Below are 2,103 nucleotides of genomic sequence, written 5' to 3'. Positions count from 1 at the left end.
TTTCGGCAAAGTGGTCGTACCTGTAAAAACTGCAATGAAAAATGCGACCGAAAAGATAAGCAGTCCGGTATAGCATACGATCATTGTTGCTGATGTTTTCTTAAAAAAATCAAGTACGGCTTTTCTTGCATCAGCGGTTCGTCCGAGCTTAATATAAAGCCATTCGACCAGACCGCATATCACATGATGCGGTATCACACAAGTCGTAAACACGACAGCACCGATCAGCATAATAACTGCATAAACGCTTGAAAACTGCCGCATCCACTCGCTCAGAGCAAGAAATCCGCAGAATGACATGATAAGTGCAAAAACGCCAAGCATAATAGAACGCATCGGTCTTTTCAGCGGCATATCCTTTAATAGTTCAGAAAGCTGTTCATTATCATTCAGCATTTTGGCAGAGAACCTGCCGTCAGGCGTATATGTGATAAGGCAGTCGCAGTACCAGCACAGCAAATGACCGAAAAAAGCAATCAGCAAACATAGTTTCAGCATTATTTATCCTCTCTTAAACGGAATACAGCGATTGACACGCTTGCAGTAATCCTCATATTCCTGACCGTAAAGCTCACGCAGCCATTTTTCTTCCGTTTGCTTCATCAGAACCGTCATGAAAAGCCAGTAAACAAAGGGCAATACAAAGAAGAACGCATTTCCGATCATAAGAATAAAGCCTGTGCAGGCAAACATACAAGCTGAATAGATCGGATTCCGCACCCAAGAGTAAATACCGGTCGTTACAAGATGATTTTTCTTGATATTGTCATCTAGTTTTGATACGATCACCGCCATGATCCACATAACTGCTCCGATCACGACAAGGACGCTTCCGAGTATTATCAGTATTGCTTTGATATTTGTGAGCCTTCCTGCTTCAAATACGGACAGATTTCTGCAAAGGAAAGCGATAAGCGTAATCATTGCAATGGTGTAAACATAGATCGGTCCGACACCGAACAGCGGCAAATGTTCTTTTTTCTTCATCATATCACCTTATTTCCATATCAAAAAGCGGAGTACTGCATAATCGATCCCTGAAAACAGCAGTGCCATGAGTGCTGTATATACACAGCCAACCAGGAAGCCTTTGAAATGGAAGAAATAATCCTTATATCCTTTGCAGCCCTCTGTTCCTCTTAAAACAATCCATTTCGGCGTGATCGTGCATACGATCAGCCAATCCATAATCAGCAGGTCAATCACATTCCATGTCATAGCAATGATGAAGATGTATTTCAACACCTGCAAAAATGAAGCCTGTTCACTGTGGAATCGGAGTAATCCGAATGCAAGGAGTACACCAAATATGATGAGACCACCGACTGCGCCGAATCGTTTGGCAGCTTTTTCTTGTGCTTTTGTCGGCTTCTCAATGGTTGCCGCAGCCTGAATATCTTTCGGATAATCGTGAAGCATCGAAAACGGATAGAATTTCAGAATCAGAAATACATAAACGCTCCACATGACCGACCAGATCAGACCGTAACCCAATGCCTGAAGCATCATACTCACTTCTTTCCGATCAGCAAAGATGAACCGCGTAGCCCGAGGATATGGGCTTCGCCCTTTGACATGAACATACCGTCTGTCGTGTCGATCAGCTCAACGCCTTCATAGCCCTCGTTATACAGTTCATTGACAAATTTCTGCATATCGCCGTAGCGAGCCTTTGACATGATATCATGAATGGCGAATGTGCCGCCCTTTTTCAGGACTCGCAGCGTTTCGCGCAGAAGTTCCTGCTTATTCACGCCTGTAATATTGTGATATACATAATTGCTTGTAACCGCGTCAAAATACTCATCGGGGTAATCGAGCTTGCAGGCATCGCCCTGGTGAAATTCCGTATTCTGAACACTCTCTGCATCTGAATTATTCTCGCAGAGTTGCCGGCTGAACGACGCATATTCCTTGCCCCAGCGGTCAATTCCCACCATTCTGCCCTGCGGATTCCGCTTTGCACACGCAATGGTGAGCGCACCGCTGCCGCAGCCGACATCCAGTCCGATACCGCCTTCCGGCAGTGTGACATATTTAGCAGTACCTTCAACGATCTCCTTTGAAAGCTGACGCTTGCCGTCATAAGAAAACTTTCCGTGT

4 protein-coding genes are annotated in these 2,103 nt (G+C 44.8%); all 4 read right to left on the bottom strand.

Features of this window, described 5'->3' with window-relative positions; translation table 11 throughout:
• Positions 1 to 498 (bottom strand): DUF6796 family protein (locus tag CUS_RS04280; protein WP_002847717.1); only part of this gene is annotated, 498 nt, incomplete at its 3' end.
• A gap of 3 nt (positions 499 to 501) precedes the next feature.
• Positions 502 to 990 (bottom strand): methyltransferase family protein, encoded by a 489-nt coding sequence (locus CUS_RS04275; RefSeq protein WP_080559517.1) that lies wholly within the window; start codon positions 988 to 990, stop codon positions 502 to 504.
• A gap of 6 nt (positions 991 to 996) precedes the next feature.
• A complete protein-coding gene (locus tag CUS_RS04270; RefSeq protein WP_002847720.1) occupies positions 997 to 1,509 on the bottom strand; it encodes a hypothetical protein in 513 nt (170 codons plus the stop codon).
• Positions 1,510 to 1,511: 2 nt separating this feature from the next.
• A partial coding sequence (locus CUS_RS04265) for a class I SAM-dependent methyltransferase (protein ID WP_002847719.1) occupies positions 1,512 to 2,103 on the bottom strand: 592 nt, incomplete at its 5' end.

The sequence above is a fragment of the Hominimerdicola alba 8 genome (assembly GCF_000178155.2).
GTDB classification, from domain to species: domain Bacteria; phylum Bacillota; class Clostridia; order Oscillospirales; family Ruminococcaceae; genus Hominimerdicola; species Hominimerdicola alba_C.
This window is presented reverse-complemented; position numbering and strand designations above follow the sequence as displayed.